Below are 17,876 nucleotides of genomic sequence, written 5' to 3'. Positions count from 1 at the left end.
AGTGTAAAGCGTGGTGCCGAAGTTCGATGAGAATTACCTGCCGAAGATAACTGAGAATCGGGTGCCGAAGTTACGTGAGAATCACCTGCCGAAGTTTATGCAATTTTGCAAATGCCTTGCTGCATTAAGGGGGCAAGTTCTTGGTTTAATTGTCCGGTTTGAACCAATTCAGCATAGGTTTCAGCTTCCACTGCCAAAAGCTCTTCGCGTAGTTGATCATTCGCGAATTCGTTGAGATTTGGATACTCGGACTGGAGTTGCTCCGCCTCTTGGCTCAGCCGCTCAATTTCTCCTTTCACAAGAGCCTCTTGGTAACGATAGAATTCTGGCTCAATGCCCGGTCGCTGTTGGACGTGGTGCAGGTGATTCAGCACTCGATTCATCGCGGTTAAACGTGCAATTACCTCAGCATACTGCTGGCGGAGGGGCTGATCACCGAGCAGGTTTAGAGCCTCTAACAATGGCTTGATGGTTAAGCCCTGAAACAGCAAGGTAAAAAGGACAACACCGAACACGACAGCGATGATTTCTTGTCGCTCTGGCAGTATGACAGGAACACTCAGGGCAAGTGCGATCGCCACTGATCCCCGTAAGCCACCCCACCATAACAAGGTTTGTTCTCGCATCGAAATGTCTGTCGATGTGAGAACATTACTCAAGCGCCCTAAACCATAGACCGTAACCGCTCGTGCCAAAATCATTCCAAGAATCGTCACTGCGATCGCTTGCCAACTCTCGCCCAAAACTGAAAAGCGAATTTGATCCCCGATGAGCAGAAATACGATCGAGTTGACAAAAAAGGCAAGGAACTCCCAAAACTCGGTCACAATAATCCGAGTCCGGGGATTCATACCAATCCGAGAGCCAAAGTTCCCCAAAATCAGTCCGACGACAACCACCGCAATCACGCCGGAGCCACCTAAATCTTCTGCAATTAGATAAGTTGCATACGCAGAAACCAGCGTGAGGGATTGTTCGACTAACGGTAAATCAAATCGCTGGGTGAGATAGGAAATGCTAAATCCGATCAAACTGCCAACCGCAACACCCACTCCGACGACAACAAAAAACTGACCTAGGATCGACTGGAGTGATAAGGTTGCGGCTCCCAATGGTAATCCCACTAACAGGCTAAAGGCCACGACTGCCATCCCATCGTTAAATAGGCTCTCGCCTTCCATCACCGTTGATAAGCGTTTGTCTACTCCCAATTCTCGAAACAGAGCAATCACTGAAACGGGATCGGTCGCGGATAAGCTTGCTCCAATTAACAACGCTGTCGTTAGCGGTAAACTGACTAGATAGCGTAAGCCGAATGCAACTCCCAGAATCGAAATCACCACGCCTAACACCGCATAAAGCGCGATCGGTATCCATTGTTGTCTTAGCTCTGCCCATTTCAGATTCCAGGCTGCCTCGAACAGAAGTGGGGGCAGAAAGATAGAAAGAATTAACTCCGGAGAAAGATTGACAAGACGAACATCAACAAATGCTAAACCTAGCCCCACAATCACGAGCAGCAGGGTATAAGGAATGCGACGAAACCAACCAAAGAACTGAGGCAGAGTTGCCACACTAAGAGATACCGCTAGAACCAATAAAAAGGGTTTGAGGTTACTTTCGATCGTTGCCTCTGCGATCAATGTTGTTAGCATTAGATGCTCCATACCATTCAGGGCTTACCCTTTCTAGTGATACTCACTTTGGCTCAGTTAGAGAATTACCCTAAGTCATGATCTTGTGGTTTAGCCTGGGGAATTTGCACCGTAAAGGTCGATCCGCAGCCCAGTGTACTCTTCACGTCAATCTGTCCTTGATGTAAATCGAGGCACTTTTTCACGATCGCTAACCCTAATCCAGTGCCTAAGATGCCTCTCGCATTTCCCCCGCGACTAAAGGGATCATAAAGTTTGTGTTGGTCTTCGATCTCGATGCCAATCCCTTCGTCCTTGATCTCAAAGATGAGACTGTCAGGCTGATCTCTGAACATGAAATAAATGGTGCTGTCGGGTGGAGAATATTTAATTGCATTCGAGAGCAAATTACTGAGGATTGAATAGAGTAATTTCTCATCGACCCAAGCATGGGTTAAATTGCATTGCTGAATAAATTTAATCGATCGTCGCGTTTCACTAAACAATTGCGAATCTTCGATCAGATTGAGGCAAAACGTTTGCATCTCAACCCAAGCGGGATGGAATTCTAATCGCCCTGCATCAGCGCGTGCCAACGTCAACATATCGCCCAGCACTTGAGTCATTCCTTTAGCAGCAGTATGAATGCGATTTAGGTTCTTGAGCTTAATCGGATCAAGCATGGGTTTGAGGCTTTCTGCTAAAAGTTGTGCTGATCCAACAATCAAACTCAGCGGGGTGCGGAACTCATGCGACACCATTGAGAAGAACTGGAGCTTCATTTCACTGAGTTCTTTTTGTTGAGCTAACTTTTGCTGCAACGCTTCGGCTCGATGGCGTTTGATCATTTGTTGATAGAGCAAGGCATACACACCTAGTAGCACCATAAACGTTAAGACTGTTCCTAACACCTCAATCAGCATTCTCACTTGAAGATTCGACTGCGATCGCTGCATTTGAGTCTGCAACAATTCTTCCTCGGTCGTGCGTAACTCGTTGATCACTCGGCGAATGGCATCTTGATTCTCCTTGAACTGGGCCGACAGGAGATTTTGAGGCGTTGTGCGTTGATTTGTCTGACCGTTTACGGCTTGCTGTAGCAATGTAATTCGTTGAGTAATGAGCGTCTTTAGAGCATCAACGTGCTGTTGTTGTTCGGGGGTACTATCTAAAGCTGTTTGCAATCGAAATACTTCAGTGTTGAGTGCTTTGACAGCCGCTTGATAGCGCTCTAAATCTTCGCGAGTTTGGAACAGAATATACCGCCATTGTCCCGATTCTGCTTCCGTCAACGTAGCAGAAATATCAGTAAGCGATTGCAAGACCGTATTCGTTTGCCGTACCTGTTGGGAGCTTTCCATTAATTGGGTGGCATTCTGGTACGACACGAAGCTGACGGCCCCCATTAACAGAAAGGCTAGCCCCAATCCTGCTCGAATCCATTTTCCTTCCAATGACTGGTTCATAAGCGCTGATGGTAAGCAAATCTGCGATCGCGACGCTGCAAAAAGTCTTGAACTAACGGCATAATCTAACTAAACTCTAGCGTCTCATCATTCAATTGCCGATGCGAATTTTAATTGTAGAAGATGATATTCAAATCGCAGAAATGTTGACGGAAGCACTCACCAATCGTCAATACACCGTCGATGTGGCACAAGATGGAGAAGCTGCGTGGAATTGGGTCGAAATGACGGACTTTGATCTAGTTCTATTGGACATCACGCTGCCAAAAATTGATGGGATTCGATTTTGTCAGCAGTTGCGCGATCGCAATGCTTCGATTCCGGTGTTGATGTTAACGGCACGCGATACGATCGCGGACAAAATTATTGGACTGGATGCAGGCGCTGATGTTTACATGGTGAAGCCGTTTGACCTCGAAGAACTGATGGCGCAAATTCGCGCATTGCTCAGACGCGGCGGTACGACGATTCGCTCGAAGCTGTGTTGGGGTAAGTTATGCCTTGATCCCACGACCTACGAGGTGATGTATGGAGAGCAACGACTAACTCTAACCCGCAAAGAATATTCACTGCTAGAATTACTGCTTGCCAATGGTCGTAGAGTCCTGAGTAGACCTGGAATTATTGATCGGCTCTGGTCGATCGATGAGTCACCCACTGAAGAAGCGGTGAAAACGCATATCCGAACGCTGAGGCAAAAATTGCGAAATGCTGGCGCTCCTGATGATTTGATTGAAACAGTGCATGGCTTAGGCTACCGTATGAAGCAACTCGATTGATCCAATCCCCCCGAAATCCCTCCGATCTACCCCCAGTTTTCTAACAACTCTTTGCTAACAATAAGATAACCAATGCTCGGAAAACGCTTTGGGCAATGCTGAAAAACGGTTCGCCGTTCCTGATTCTTTGCACTCCTTACTTGCTCCAGTTCTTTAATGTTTTCTGAAGAGTGGGGACTTTTTTCTATCCATTAATTATCAACAATGGTCAAAATTCTTGTACTGGAAGACAATGTTCTCAGTCAGGATTTGCTGCGTAGCATACTGATTCCACAGGGTTATGAGGTTGTTTGCGTAGCAGATGGATGTTCAGGACTCGCTCAAATTAAAGAACAACAGCCGGATTTAGTCATTTCAGACATCGATATGCCTGGACTCAATGGGCTAGAAGTCTTACGCCAACTCAGGCTAGATAGTGCAACAGCAGCACTGCCTGTCATTCTTTGTACGAGTGCAGAAGAGGATTGTTATCGCCGAATCGCTCAGAAGCTCAATGCCGTATACATCACAAAACCATTTTATCCTACGGCAATGTTAGAAGCGATCGCACAGCAGCTTTCCCATTATTCAGAAGCATAGCGATTTGTCACTCATGTTTTTTGCGCTATTTAGGAGATGCTTCATTCTCCGTTACTAAAAGACAACCGCATTGATTGCGTTGTACTACGATTATGACTCCGATCACCATCTCTCAGCCTTCGTCTCGCCCTTACTATGAACTAGCGACTACTGAGGTTGTTCAGCAGTTTGACAGTGACTTCAAAATAGGATTGTCTTCTGAACAAGTTCGCCGCAATCAACAACAGTATGGATTGAACGAACTCACCGTTAAACCAAGCAGGCCTGCTTGGTTGAGATTTCTGCTCCAGTTTAATCAAGCCTTGCTCTATATTCTGATTGTGGCAGGCATCATTAAAGCATTTCTAGGATCATGGACGAATGCGGCGGTGATTTGGGGTGTGACGGTCATTAATGCGATCATTGGGTATGTCCAGGAGTCGAAAGCAGAAGGTGCGATCGCGGCTCTCGCTAAAGCTGTCACCACTGAAGCGACTGTTGTTCGAGACGGGCAAAAGCAGCGAATTCCATCTCAGCACATTGTGCCTGGCGATCTGGTTCTGCTGGTTTCAGGCGACAAAGTTCCCGCAGATTTGCGACTGATTAGCACCCGCAATCTTCAGATCGATGAATCAGGTTTAACCGGGGAATCCGTTCCGGTTGAGAAACTGACAGAGCCACTCCAGCCCGATACACCCTTAGCAGAACGCTTAAACATGGCGTATGCAGGCAGTTTTGTCACCTTTGGACAAGGCAGTGGTATTGTGATTGCGACTGCGAATGAAACTGAGATCGGACAGATTTCGCGATCGCTCGATCAACAAACTGATCTCAGCACTCCTTTAACTCGCAAGTTTGCTAAATTTAGCCACACCCTGCTTTACATTATTTTGGCGCTGGCTGCTTTAACGTTAGCGGTGGGAGTTGGACAAGGACAATCCCTGCCGACTATGTTTGAGGCAGCCGTTGCACTGGCGGTGAGTGCAATTCCAGAAGGATTGCCTGCGGTCGTGACGGTAACATTAGCGATCGGCGTGAATCGGATGGTGCGACGACACGCGATCGTCCGAAAACTACCTGCGGTCGAAACGCTGGGAGGCGCGACCGTGATCTGCTCAGATAAAACTGGAACGCTCACCGAAAACCAAATGACGGTTCAAGCGATCTACGCAGGCAAACAACGCTATCAGGTGATTGGAACGGGCTATAGTCCAGAGGGTGAGATTACCGATCGTTCTAGAAACGCAATTCAACTTCCTCCTGAACTCCGAGAGTGCTTGATTGCAGGACTCGCGTGTAATGATTCCCATCTCGAAGAGGAGGAGGGACGATGGTTAGTGATTGGTGATCCAACTGAAGGCGCATTGATCACCGTTGCTAACAAGGCAGAACTCTATCCTTCTCTGATTGCACAGTCTTTACCGCGTCTAGATTCGATTCCGTTTGAATCACAGTTTCAGTACATGGCAACGTTGCACCAATCAGCCACAGAACACATTATCTATATCAAAGGATCTGTAGAAGCAATGCTTGCCCGTTGCACTTCGGTTGATCGAACTATTATTGAAGCAGAAGTGGATGCGATGGCGCGATCAGGGTTGCGGGTGTTAGCATTCGCGAAGAAGATTGTGCCCAATACTAAGACATCTGTTGATCACAGAGATATTGAAGCCGGACTCAAGTTTTTGGGTCTACAAGGCATGATTGATCCGCCGCGAACTGAAGTGATCGCTGCCGTCCGTTCCTGTCAGTCGGCAGGGATTCAGGTCAAGATGATCACGGGTGATCATGTGACGACTGCTAAAGCGATCGCACAACGCATCGGACTGCAAAAAGCGCATCATACGAATGCTTATGACGGGCAGCAACTGTCCCAGATGAGTGATGCTGAACTATCACAAGCCGTCGAAGATGGTGTGGTATTTGCGCGGGTGGCTCCCGCCCAAAAATTACGATTGGTTGAAGCGTTGCAATCGAAAGGCGAGATTGTAGCTATGACGGGGGATGGGGTAAATGATGCGCCAGCGTTGCGAAAATCAGATATTGGGATTGCGATGGCAGGCTCCGGAACGGATGTGGCGCGAGAAGCAGCGGATATGTTGCTGACTGACGATAATTTTGCGTCAATTGAGGCAGCCGTTGAGGAAGGGCGAACCGTTTATCAGAATTTACGCAAAGCGATCGCGTTCATTCTCCCAGTCAACGGTGGCGAATCGATGACGATTTTGATTAGTGCCTTGTTCGCTAGAGCGCTTCCCATTCTTTCATTGCAAGTCTTGTGGTTGAACATGGTCAACTCAGTCGCCATGACTGTTCCTTTGGCATTCGATCCGCAATCCAAAGGAGTGATGCAGCGTCCGCCACGGAGTCCTCGCGAACCCTTACTATCCCGCACACTCATCTATCGAATTCTCACCATCTCGGTGTTCAACTGGATTTTGATTTTCGGGATGTTTGAATGGGTGAAGCAATCTACCGGGAATCTGCCGCTTGCAAGAACAATGGCAATTCAAGCATTAGTGGCAGCGAGAATCGTTTATTTATTGAGTATTAGCCAGTTAGGAACTGCGCTGATTAACAAACTTCGTGGAAGAACAACGATCGCGTTCAAGCAAACTCGCGCTCTTCTTTATGGGATTGCAGGATCAATTGTTTTGCAGATTCTATTTAGTCAATGGAGTGTGATGAATACACTCTTTGAAACGGCTCCCTTGAGTCTCAATCAGTGGCTCATTTGTTTACTGCCTGCTTTGCCGATGATTCCCACAGCTTGGTTTGCCAATCGCATCGATCGCTTTGATTAACGCCGCTTGATCATAGTCTTATCAGACCAATGAAGAGCGCAATTACAAACAACAGCCAAACATTGAACTGAATGCTGAACCCGCTTGCAGGGTTACTCTAACGGATCAGCCAAAACGGGTCATGATCGATCAGAGATGGCACTTTTGGAATGCTCCCTTGCCAACAGCAGCAGGGATAGTATAAGCCTAGCAATAAAATATGGAAATCTGGTGGAAGTTTCTAATTCTTGAAATTCATACACTTTGAAGGTTGTTGCATCTTTGTGGTAGAAAACGAGATGAATCAGCTCGTAAGAGCAAAGTAAATATATCGAAAGTTGAATTGCGTGACAACGATTGAAATTGTAAGCTTTCATCTGAAATTTCAACTAGGGCTTGGATCGGGATGAATCTTATGCCTATTTCTATTTACTATGTTTGAGAAGATCCTAATCTGTACAGATTTTGCTGATGGTTTGCATCGTCTTACGCATTTTGTAAGCAGTCTCGCTGCTGGAGGCATCAAACAGGTTGTTTTTCTGCACGTTGTTCCACTATCAGAGAAAGGGATTATTCCTAAGGTAGATAGTGAGCAAATTGAGCAAGCTCAAAGCCGTTTGAGCGCAGCCATGGACAACTCGTTAACTGAAGTAGATGTCAAAATAGAAGTTCAATCAGGGCGCCCCGTTGAAATGATTCTTCGTGTAGCTCAGGGCTATCAATCTGAGTTAATTGTGCTAGGCTCACAAGCGCATAGCTTACTAACCGAAAAGCTAATCGGTAGCATTATGGCTGACCTTTCTCACCAAACGACAATTCCGCTACTGGTGCTTCGTCCTCAGTTAATTGCTGCTTTTACTGCTGAAGAATTAGCCCTCCGATGTCAGCATCTGCTGCGCTATTTGCTAGTTCCTTACGACGGAAGTGAAACCTCTAATTTTCTAGTGCAGCAAATTAAGCAGTTAGCGCAAAAGCAGCCGAGACCGTACCTAGAGTGCTGTAGGCTTTGCTGGGTCACCGATCGCCAACTACCCAGTCAGTTAGAACGCGACACGTTATCCCAAGTGAAAGCTGATTTAGAAACCGCAGCGTTGCAGGTCAAGGCAGAATTTCATCGAGGATCAGTGCTGACTGAATTGTTAGAGTTGGCTCAAATGGATGGGATTAGCGCGATCGCCATCGCTTCAGGCACGATCGGGACTTTCCAAGAGTGGCTTGTTTCCAGCGTTGCCGCAGAACTACTTCGTCAAAGCTGGTGTCCGGTGCTATTCTTTCCAAGCAAACAGTGAAAAACTGGACGTTCCTTATCGCAGTTGATCGTGATACAAGTGGGATTTGTGGGATTTAACTGTTTCGGCGTAGGCACAGATCAAGTCATTGCTAAACTTACAGGTTGTATTAGCGAGAGGCTTAACGCAGATGCGGTAGAGTTGTGCAGTAAGCAGGTGATGCGATCGCCAACTTGCCATGCTTCATCAGAAAAAATAATCCGCAAATCCTGGTCACGCTCGATTAACAGTGGCAGTAACCCATTCGATGTGATTAACATTTGTAATTCCGTTTGCTGTGCTGAAAACGATGGCAAACTCAAGACAATTTCGACGAGTTGCGCCTCATTCTGGATGAGAAGCTGATTCCACATCTCTAGAGGAATCTGCGGAGCAAAAGCAACCTGAATTTCTGGTGCGATCGCGCTGAGGCTTTTTCCATTCCCTAGCGGTGATGAAGACAAGATTGCGATTAAATCAGGACGAAGCAGTTCTAAAGCACGTTGAGCTAGGATTCCATTGAGTTCTGGACTATTGGTTAAAGCCAAAAAGGTACTAAATGCGGATATACCTTCGGCTTCTAGTTCCTCTAAATTGAGGCGATCGCTTAATACCGGAATGTCATTCAATCGCTCTGAGCTTACCTCGTTAACATCAAAATCAATCAGCAGCGCTGCTTCTCCTTTTTGCTGCAGCAATTGTGTCAGCAATCGTGCTAAAGGATGCTTACCCACAATCACGGTTCTAACCCGATCTGCCCGCAAATCAAGCCACCGCGCAATCCAACCTGCTGTCATCCCCTGAACAAATACAGTCATGAGAATCGTAAGAAACACCAATGCTTTTAACGTATCGCCTCCGCTCATGCCTTGATTACTCAGAGAAATGGCGAACAACGATGCCATTGATGCTGCTACGATTCCACGCGGAGCAACCCAGGATAAAAAGAATTGTTGCCGCCAGTTAAAGTCACGATTCCAAGTCGAGACTAGGATGTTGATAGGACGGACAACTAGCATCAGCGCTAACACTGCAACTACACCTTCTTGCCCTAAATTGAAAAGCTGCTCGATCGAGAGGTCAGCCGCAAGCAGAATAAATAGCACTGAGTTAGCCAAGGTTCCGATCTGTTCATTAAACTGCCGCAGCAACCGTTCATCAGGTACAGAAGCAGATCGCAAGACAATACCGATCACTACAACAGCGAGTAATCCAGACTCGCTCCGCAAGGCTTGCGCAATGCTAAACGATCCCCAAACAGCTGCTAATACAACGAGATTCTTCAGTTCTTGCGGAAGAATCTTAGATTCCTTTAACAGCAAACTCAACAAGCCGCCTGAAATCAATCCGATCGCCACTCCAATTCCTAAGCGTAGAAGCAATCCTCTCAGGATTAGAAGTGGAACTGCCGTGTCACTCAAGACGAGTGGAACTGCCTGACCACTCAGCACAATGTTGAGCATAATCACTGCAAGAATGGCTCCGATCGGGTCGATTAAAATTCCTTCTCCTTCTAGGAGCGTTGCCACTCGTCGTTCTACACCGACAAGCTTTAATAAGGGCGTAACGACAGTTGGACCCGTAACAACAACCAAAGAAGCATAGAGGAACGCGATCGGCCAGGGAAAATCGAGCAATAGGTGAGCCGCAATTGCACCTCCGACCAGTGTGATGCCTACACCGATCGTAATCAAATTGCGAAGGCTAATCGAAACACTGCCAAGGTTACGAAACTGTAAATTTAATCCTCCCTCAAATAGAATGATTGCGATCGACAAGGAAACAATAACTTCCAGTCCACTGCCTAAAAGAGAGGGTTCGATCCAACGCAGCCCGCTCGACCCCAGAGCAAGACCCGATAGGAGCAAGAGGACAATACTGGGGATTTGCAAATATTGAGCGATCACCTGAGCACCAATACCAATACCAACGGCGGTACTGATCAAAACTGTGATAGTCAAAGAGCCTTCCATTCATCCATAAAAAGCGCAGCGGTCGCTTTATTCTGGCATTTCCAATCATCGATTACGAGCTAGATTTGTTTGTCAAATATTCCTCAGAGAAACTTGCTCCTGTTTCAGCTGCCCCTGAAGCGAATAGAACAATGTCTCAAATCAAAGCTGAAGGAGCGGTCTGCCACTCCCGCTTGCGATCGAAATGGTTTCAGTGTGTCTTTTTCTTGTTGTCTTTTTCACTGTCGTTCCATGGCTGTCTCATTGTCACTAGCTCATTATCACTAGCCCCCAGCTACCGTTGATTGGTGTAGCTGGGGGCTAGAAACTCTGCAATTTTTTGATCGTTCACCCAATTTCACGCCACAATCATTCGTTGAGTAAACAGTCGTAATCTCGTAAAACCGTTACTCACTTGCTGCTTCTACAGCCGTGGTAGATTCTGGGATGAGATTTGTGGATGAACCAAAGGCAACCCGTAAAAAAGGTGGAGCCAGAAAAGTTGTCAGAATTACCATGATAATAATTGACACCTCCAGCGGCTTATCCAAAATGCCGCTTGCGGAGCCGATGCCCGCAAACACTAGACCCACCTCACCTCGCGGGATCATCCCAACCCCGATCGCGAGTCGATTGATTCCGGGTAGTCCAAATGCTGCCCAGCCCGTCACCAGTTTGCCAACGATCGCCACCCCCACCAAAAAGACAGCAATCAATAGTCCCGCCCGATTCTCCGGTACTGTCGGGTTCAAAACACCGAGGTCGGCACGCGCTCCCACCGTTACAAAGAAGATGGGTACCAGTAAATCGGCGATTGGTTTGATTAATTCATCTAACTCGTTCCGGGCATCGGTTTCATCCAGCACCAAACCCGCTGCAAAGGCACCCAAAATCGCTTCGAGATGAATGGCGTTCCCTAAAAATGCCATAAAGAAAGCGAAGACAAATGCCGGAGTAACAATATTTCCACGGGTTTTGAGCCGCTCCACGATCGCCACAAAACTTTTGTTAAAGATACCGCCCAACAAAATTGATCCAATCAAAAATGCCGTAGCGCTGACAATCAAGTAAATGACATTCGCAACATCAATCTCACCAGTTTTGGCCAAGCTGGCGACGACAGCCAGGACAATAATGCCGAGGACATCATCAATCACCGCTGCGCCAACAATGATTTGCCCTTCTTTGGATTTGAGTTGACCTAACTCTGACAGCACTTTAGAGGTAATGCCGATACTTGTTGCCGTTAACGCGGCTCCCGCAAAAATTGCTGGAATTGCTGCGACATGAAACAGCAACATTAACCCTGCCGTGCCTGCCGCAAAAGGTGCCGCGACTCCGACACAGGCGACAACCGTCGCTTGAATTCCCACTTCCTTCAGTTGCCGCAGATCGGATTCCAGTCCAATTTCAAACAGCAGAATCACGACTCCGATTTCAGCTAGAACCGAAATCACTTCACTTTGCGACTCAAAGATCCGGGTCAGCGCATCCGGTGCTAATTGATTCAATCCTTGCAGCGCTGTCATAATCACTGAGTCAGAGGCAGACAGCCCTCCTTCGGGAAAGATCACCAGGTGCAACGCCGAAACGCCGACAATCACACCAGCGACCAGTTCCCCCAGGACGGGCGGAAAATCCAGTCGCCTAGCAACCTCTGCACCGAACTTGCTGGACAGATAAATCACCACTAGCGTCAGCAATACGCCAGACAAAATAATGGGTGAATCCTCAGCAACAACAGTCGCCAGGAAGGGTATCGGAGTCATGAGAGCAGCTATCCCCCCACTGAAAGGAGGCAGAATGTTGGACAAAATCATGAGTTTAAAGCGATGAAGGTTAAGGGTTTGAGGAAGTCATAAAACTGCGGGGGATTATGAAAAAGGCAACTGATCAAGGACGGTCATCCTTTGGATGCGGTTGCCTAGAACACCAGGGTCATGCCCCGGTTATTTAGGTCTACGTCGTCTAGATTCCACAGCCCTCTGGTCCACAGAAACTTTCCCCGTACAGAACCTCCGCGTCACAGAGATAGATCATGCCCGCAAAATCGGTGAAAAACTTCCCTGCGACCTGATTCGCAATATTCTGGGCCATAATTCGATCGGGGGTGAGCACCTCAAACTTGATATTCGACGCGGTGTCAGAAACGCTAGGATGTCCCGACGAGCGCACGTTGCGGCTGCCCTTACCGCCAGTTTCCACTACCGTATAACCACTTGCCCCAGCTTCTTCGATGATTGTGGCGATCTTTTTCAGCAGAACCTTTTCGGCGACAATGACAAGTTTTTTGGCTGGCTTAGCCATATTCGTTACCTCTTTGACGTATGTACATTAATCTACTGGGTCTGCCGAGCCAAGAGAGCGCCGACAGACCGCGACCAGTCTGGGATTAGCCGCCGAGCGCTTGGGCAAGACCGAGGAAAAACGGGATACACAAGCCGATCGCAACGGGCGTACCGATGGCAGTGGAGGCACCAATATAGGCGGAAGGATTGGCCGACGGAATCCCGGCTCGCAACGTGGGTGGGCCTGAGATGTCTGAACTGGAGGCGGCGATGACAGCCAGGATCACAACGCCGCCCATGCTGAATCCTGCAACGTAGTGGGCAATCATGCCGAGACCAAAGGCGATTAGCCCATGCACAAACGGTGCCGCCACGCTATACACGACATACCATTGGGCCACCTTGCGCAGTTCGCCAAGTCTTGACCATGCTTCCATGCCCATGACCAACATCAAGATCGAAAGCAAGCCGCGAAAGGCAGGGTCGTAGAAGCCTTTATAGACACTCTCCGGCTGGGTGAATATGCCAAGCGCAAGACCTAATAACATTGCCGATAAGGCAGGACCCCGAAGGCTTTCCTCAATGATCGGCCAGATCTTGACCCGATTATTCGCAGTCCCATGCTTGCTGAGATACTCCTGCTTGCTGAGATACTCCTCCTCGCTGAGATGCTCCTGTGAAGCCTTCAGCTTCTTCTTGTTGAGATAAATGTTGGCTACCACAATCGCAGTCACGAGGGCGGGAATATCCATGAAGGGATAGAGTGCGCCCGCCCATGCCTCAAATGGCATTTTTTGTTCTTCCAGTACTGTCAGTCCAGCAGCCATAGTGGAGCCACTCACGGCTCCAAACAATCCTCCAGTCGCGATCGCATCGACGACTTTGACCTTTGGCAGCTTGGCCAATGTATAGCGCGCGATGAAGACAACCAGAATCCCTACGACTACTGCACAGATCATGGGTAACACCATGTCCGCCAGGTTGGAATTACGGATAGCAATGCCACCGGTCAGACCGATTTTGGTGAGCAGCATGAAGACGATGATTGTACAAATCGACTCGGGAATTACCAATTCGCTTCCAAGAGCAGCAATGATCATCCCACCAATCAAAAAAGCGAGTGTTGGGGACTGCAACTGCTTCACGAAGTCCATGACAAACAAGGACAAAAAATCCACGAATACCTCCTTCTGCCTCCTCTGGCGAGGAGTATGACAATAAATGAACTAACTGAACGGTGGATCAGACTAACTAGAAGCGACCCATTTCACGGAAAGGATCGGCTATAGATAAGAACCGGCTGGAGAATAGAATCTGCGATCGCGCACTCAAGGAAGTCCCGACAACAGCCTGCCGAGCAACTTCAAGCCCTGAAAAACTAAATCGTAATAGTTAAATTATCTTGAATATTTTTAACTGTACGCCACTTTGAGTAGTAATACTTACTTGAGTGATCAAGAAAAAAGTTGTTGTCTGTATAGAAACTCTTCTATGGTTTTAGATCACTGACACCGCGAAGTCCGCGGTCGGGGATAGCAGCCCAACAAGTCGTTGCAACAGCGGAATAAAGGTTATTGTCAGGAATCATAAGTCACTAGCCTATGCCCACGAGATACGCAGCCAGTGCTGGGGTAAATGCTAGAAACAAGCTACAGAGGGGATTCTAAGGTTCGCTAAATTCGCTAGAAGACATCGAGCCGCACGGCATGGAGGCAGTTCCCGTGTTAGAGAACAATGTTAGCTTGACGTAGCAGGTTTTTTAAAGGTCACAACAATAGAACGATCTAATCTTGTGATTCCAAGTTGGTTGGCAGAAGCTTTGCTGGTGGGACAATACTACAATCAGAGTAGATTGCTCGAACAGTTACAGTAGCAGGTTCGAGCCAGTTGAGGACGGATGGGCAGTATGAGGTCTGTGACTTCGTGCTTTTACTTCTAGCTTATGCGGTCAGTGGAGCCGAAACCTTAAAGTTATTTTTCGAGCAGTTAGAGAGCGTTAAACCTGTGCTAATAGCTGAAAAGCTTTCTTTCAAGATGAAACAGAATACTGATTGTTCGCGCAATGATGCTTGAGAGTTATGAACTCGCGTAGCACCGCTCCTTCAACGGTTCAAAGCTTCAATGCTTCTGCTCAGGCAGTCGGGTTAATTCCGACATACTCCGTATGTCAAAGAAGCAAAGTGTGTCAGCCAAAGACTAACACTTCAGACACTCAGTTTTTTTATGCTCTATCGAGACTATGACGATCGCAGTCTGCGGAATGAGGTCGCAGTCCCGCATCATTGTTATAGCCCTACCAATCCGCATTAGGACGTATAGTAAAGCCATACTCATGATGAAAGATGACAATGGCTCCTCCCTATAGCGAAGATATGCGCCGGAAAGCGCTTGTCGCCGTGAAACGGGGTGAACGCAAAAGCGATGTCAGCAAGATGCTTGGCATTTCTCGTAATCCGCTCGACTTGTGGCTCAAGCGTGAAGCCGCAACCGGAAGCTGCCGCTCTATCACTAACTATCAGCAAGGGTGCCGACACAAAATCACCGATTGGGAACGGTTTCGAGTGTTCATCGAACAGCATGGGGGCAAGACGCAAGCACAATTCGCAGTGTTGTGGGGCGATGGGGTAACGCAGCAGAATATTAGCGCTGCGATGCAAAAATTAGGAATTAGCCGAAAAAAAGAACATACGGCTACCAAGAGCGTGACGAAGCGAAGCGAGAAGCTTTTCGTGAACAACTAAAGACTCTCAACAAGATTGAACATTGGTGGCTTGTGCTGAAACATTGGATGCGGCAGCGTTGGGATGAGTTTGAGAGCTTTCGTGATTGTGTCGATGCTGCATTCAAAAACTATCCTAACGTGATCGCGTAGGGCTATAAATGTATACACATTTATAGCCCTCAGTTACGGATCTTCTCAATCACCTTAAAGCGTTTAAACTGCGAGAACTAACAGCTGCCTTGAAGAACTGCCTCAGCCAAGAATTAGCAGCATAACGACAAAGATAAGCGGCAATGAGTTAACTAAAACGAAGCGCAGAATCTTCAAATTGCCACTTCATCGACTTGTTATACCGTGATTGCTATGGAGAGGCTGTCTGCTCCTACGACTGATGCAACTCTCAATCCCGATTACTTAGCCTTGAAGGGTGTAGTCTGTTATCTCCAACCCCTTCGTTTGGTGTGCTTAATCTAGCTTATAGAACCCATTTGGGATCTTTTACTGTGTTCACAAGGTCGATAACTTCTCGGCTTCATGATTCGGATAGTCTTTGAACTATGATTTTTCTGCTAGATCTACGAATTTCTCGAAACGGGCTTCCTGCTTACCTTATGTGTCAAGAAGAGATCCCAAATGGGTTCTATAAACCTGTACACTCTCCTGCTCGTTTGCGTCATTGCGCGAAACTAATGCGATCGCTTCCTCAGTGCTGCTTAAATTAACAGGTTGGTGCGGTACACCATCAGGAATAAAGATGAAATCGCCCTGTTGATTGATTACAGATTTAGATAGGTTTTCTCCATAAAAGGTTTGCACATTGCCTTTCAATAGATATATTGCAGTTTCAAACCCGTTATGAAAATGAGGTTCAGCTTTTGCGGAAGGTGGGATAATAACAACATTCATAGAGATTCCAGTTGCGCCAGCCGTTTTGCCTGAAATACCAACATAATTCGGCAACTTCTGAACCGTGTCGATTGTTTCTGAAGGTCTGACGGTAACAATATCTTTATCGAAATTCATTAGACCACCTCGTATAGTTTGAGAATTGATAGAAGCTCAGATCTTGAAAATTCTGATCCCTTTATATCAAATAGAGCGGTTAATCCAAGTTAATTGTTTTGAATATGGAGCGATCGCTCCATATTAATTGGAAGACAGTTTATCGCTTAGGGAGAACGCGCTTTGTGATGAGGAGCGATCTCTGTGAAACAAATAGCCTAACGTTGCCCATCACCTGCCGCAGATCACCTCTCGATCTCACAGATAACCTTAATACGGTCGGGTGCATGGGCAACGTTAGCTGGCGTGTTTACAGCTGATCGAGCAGTATGTCGTATTCTGCATGAGAACCGACCCAGAACCAGATTATCGTATCTTCATCTAATTGACCGACTGCTCGATAGTCCCAATTGATTCGTGCAGAGTAAATTGGCAGTTTGGGATGAACTTTCTTGAACCGCAAACTGGGATATCTGGATCTTGCTTGAATTGCCGATATGTCTTGCGAGTTTGTTCCTGAATCTGTTCTGGTAGTTCAGCAAACATTGGACGAAATTGAACGGTTGTGCGAGACTTCACAATGTTTCCGGATCTAATTCCTGAGTTTTGCCCGCATGATATTCAGCCATTGCCTCAGCTGCAAGTTTAGCCAGAAAATCCGGGGAGCGTGCAAACGATTCATCCCACCGCTGATCATCTTCGAGTTCTTCCAGAATCAGGGTTGCGATCGCATTTTGATCGTTAGGAGGCAGGGTTTTTAATCGGGTGATCGCTTGTTCGAGTAACTCAGTCATAACTATTTACTAGAAATGTATTTTTCTCGATTATTACCTATCGATACCTTTTTAACCACTGATTGCGATACCCAAAGATACCATCGCTAATACAAGCATCGAAATAAAAGTGAATAGAAACTGTAGCGGTGGTTTTGTAGCTCGCCAAACACCGTAATCGCAGTCCTGTGTCTAAATCCCTCCGAGGTGTCTAGCTTTGCTATCCTATAGAGTTCAATTTCACGCTTTTGAGTAAGCTGATTGAAATACTCTATTGCTGGAAAAATTGTTCTTAAATATTGCTCATAAAGCCAGGTTGTTAAGCTTCCAAGCGAGAAGACTGCGACAGCAATTAAACCGTGCTTACTTTTGATAACTGACACTGCATGCCAAGCTGCTATTAAAAATCCGACAAACGCAGTCCATAACAAAGTTGAAATTTTCCACAACTCGGAGCGATACCACACAATTCTTTGATAGGCATGTTCATGCAGATAACGAGCATTAGGCTTGTTGGGAAATAGGTAATAATAGACAAGCTGAATCGAAACGCTTTCGATGCCTTGCTGCCCAGTTTTGAGCAAGCCTATGAAGCCAGTCGCATTGCGGCAAAGCCTGTGCGAAAACGGGCAAGAGGCGGCGGGCGCAAAG

Annotated in this window: 13 protein-coding genes and 2 pseudogenes; 5 read left to right on the top strand and 10 right to left on the bottom strand. The window is 47.1% G+C overall.

Translation table 11 applies throughout. The annotated features are described in order from the left end of the window. Positions 1-95: 95 nt before the first annotated feature. Complete coding sequence (locus tag NC980_RS24890; protein WP_242026917.1) at positions 96-1,655, bottom strand: Na+/H+ antiporter; 1,560 nt, start codon at positions 1,653-1,655, stop codon at positions 96-98. A gap of 65 nt (positions 1,656-1,720) precedes the next feature. After that, positions 1,721-3,100, bottom strand: a complete 1,380-nt coding sequence (locus NC980_RS24885; RefSeq protein WP_190376890.1) for an ATP-binding protein — start codon at positions 3,098-3,100, stop codon at positions 1,721-1,723. A 101-nt stretch (positions 3,101-3,201) separates the two neighbouring features. On the opposite strand from NC980_RS24885, the gene NC980_RS24880 reads away from it, so the two are divergent. From NC980_RS24880 to NC980_RS24865, 4 genes are all read left to right on the top strand, one after another. Then, positions 3,202-3,879, top strand: coding sequence for a response regulator transcription factor (locus NC980_RS24880; protein ID WP_190376889.1), 678 nt, complete (start codon positions 3,202-3,204; stop codon positions 3,877-3,879). A gap of 204 nt (positions 3,880-4,083) precedes the next feature. Further along, positions 4,084-4,458: a response regulator gene (locus NC980_RS24875; RefSeq protein WP_190376888.1), complete on the top strand. Its 375-nt coding sequence runs from the start codon at positions 4,084-4,086 to the stop codon at positions 4,456-4,458. Between the two features lie 92 nt (positions 4,459-4,550). Beyond that, positions 4,551-7,241 carry a cation-transporting P-type ATPase gene (locus tag NC980_RS24870; protein WP_190376887.1) on the top strand — a complete coding sequence of 897 codons (2,691 nt, stop codon included), beginning with the start codon at positions 4,551-4,553 and terminating at the stop codon, positions 7,239-7,241. A gap of 413 nt (positions 7,242-7,654) precedes the next feature. After that, positions 7,655-8,509, top strand: a complete 855-nt coding sequence (locus NC980_RS24865; protein ID WP_190376886.1) for a universal stress protein — start codon at positions 7,655-7,657, stop codon at positions 8,507-8,509. A gap of 80 nt (positions 8,510-8,589) precedes the next feature. On the opposite strand, the gene NC980_RS24860 is transcribed toward NC980_RS24865, so the two are convergent. The 4 genes from NC980_RS24860 to NC980_RS24845 all read right to left on the bottom strand — a co-directional run bounded on the left by NC980_RS24860 (position 8,590) and on the right by NC980_RS24845 (position 13,906). Next, positions 8,590-10,449 carry a sodium:proton antiporter gene (locus NC980_RS24860; RefSeq protein WP_242026915.1) on the bottom strand — a complete coding sequence of 620 codons (1,860 nt, stop codon included), beginning with the start codon at positions 10,447-10,449 and terminating at the stop codon, positions 8,590-8,592. 398 nt (positions 10,450-10,847) lie between these two features. After that, positions 10,848-12,260, bottom strand: coding sequence for a cation:proton antiporter (locus tag NC980_RS24855; protein ID WP_190376884.1), 1,413 nt, complete (start codon positions 12,258-12,260; stop codon positions 10,848-10,850). A 148-nt stretch (positions 12,261-12,408) separates the two neighbouring features. Next, positions 12,409-12,747: a hypothetical protein gene (locus tag NC980_RS24850; protein WP_190376883.1), complete on the bottom strand. Its 339-nt coding sequence runs from the start codon at positions 12,745-12,747 to the stop codon at positions 12,409-12,411. An 85-nt stretch (positions 12,748-12,832) separates the two neighbouring features. Then, the gene (locus tag NC980_RS24845) at positions 12,833-13,906 is read right to left on the bottom strand and encodes a sodium-dependent bicarbonate transport family permease (RefSeq protein WP_190376882.1); all 1,074 of its coding nucleotides are present in this window, start codon (positions 13,904-13,906) and stop codon (positions 12,833-12,835) included. 1,170 nt (positions 13,907-15,076) lie between these two features. Here NC980_RS24845 and NC980_RS24840 point away from each other — a divergent pair. Next, positions 15,077-15,600: pseudogene (locus NC980_RS24840) on the top strand (IS630 transposase-related protein). A gap of 459 nt (positions 15,601-16,059) precedes the next feature. Here NC980_RS24840 and NC980_RS24835 read toward each other — a convergent pair. The 4 genes and pseudogenes from NC980_RS24835 to NC980_RS24820 form a co-directional block, all read right to left on the bottom strand. Further along, positions 16,060-16,473 (bottom strand): cupin domain-containing protein, encoded by a 414-nt coding sequence (locus NC980_RS24835; RefSeq protein WP_190376881.1) that lies wholly within the window; start codon positions 16,471-16,473, stop codon positions 16,060-16,062. Between the two features lie 289 nt (positions 16,474-16,762). Next, positions 16,763-17,031, bottom strand: a pseudogene (locus tag NC980_RS24830) (hypothetical protein). Next, complete coding sequence (locus NC980_RS24825; protein ID WP_190376880.1) at positions 17,028-17,246, bottom strand: hypothetical protein; 219 nt, start codon at positions 17,244-17,246, stop codon at positions 17,028-17,030. Before NC980_RS24825 ends, NC980_RS24830 begins: the two are co-directional and overlap by 4 nt. An 86-nt stretch (positions 17,247-17,332) precedes the next feature. Further along, positions 17,333-17,876, bottom strand: a 544-nt coding sequence (locus NC980_RS24820) for a hypothetical protein (protein WP_190376879.1), incomplete at its 5' end; no start/stop codon positions are given.

Origin of the sequence: Leptolyngbya sp. AS-A5, from assembly GCF_039962495.1 — a bacterium.
Taxonomy (GTDB): Bacteria; Cyanobacteriota; Cyanobacteriia; order Leptolyngbyales; family Leptolyngbyaceae; genus Leptolyngbya.
Note: the sequence above shows the minus strand (reverse complement) of the source record. Positions and strands in the feature narration are given on the sequence as shown.